Genomic DNA, 453 nt, shown 5'->3' with positions numbered 1-453 from the left:
TCACCGCAGTCGGGCGAGGAGGGCGTGTTCGACGAGGGTGATGAGGGCGCTCTTGGCGCTGTCGCGGCGTCGGGCGTCGAGGGTGATGATGGGGATGTCGGTGCTGAGTTGGAGTGCTTCGCGGACTTCTTCGGGGGTGTGGGCCTGGTGTCCGTCGAAGCCGTTGAGGGCGACGACGAAGGGGAGGCCGCTGTTCTCGAAGTAGTCGAGGGCGGGGAAGCAGTCGGCGAGGCGGCGGGTGTCGACGAGGACGACGGCGCCGATGGCTCCGCGGACGAGGTCGTCCCACATGAACCAGAAGCGGTCCTGTCCGGGGGTGCCGAACAGGTAGAGGATGAGGTCCTCGTCGAGGGTGATGCGGCCGAAGTCCATGGCGACGGTGGTGGTCGTCTTGCCGGAGACGTGGCTGAGGTCGTCGATGCCGGCGGAGGCCGAGGTCATGACGGCTTCGGT

The 453-nt window shown here is 67.5% G+C and carries 1 protein-coding gene; it reads right to left on the bottom strand.

What is annotated here, in order from left to right; all coding sequences use genetic code 11:
* Positions 1-453 (bottom strand): GTP-binding protein (locus QSK52_RS39170; RefSeq protein WP_285741051.1); only part of this gene is annotated, 453 nt, incomplete at its 5' end.

The sequence above is a fragment of the Kitasatospora phosalacinea genome (genome assembly GCF_030268885.1).
GTDB lineage: Bacteria > Actinomycetota > Actinomycetes > Streptomycetales > Streptomycetaceae > Kitasatospora > Kitasatospora phosalacinea_C.
Note: the sequence above shows the minus strand (reverse complement) of the source record. Positions and strands in the feature narration are given on the sequence as shown.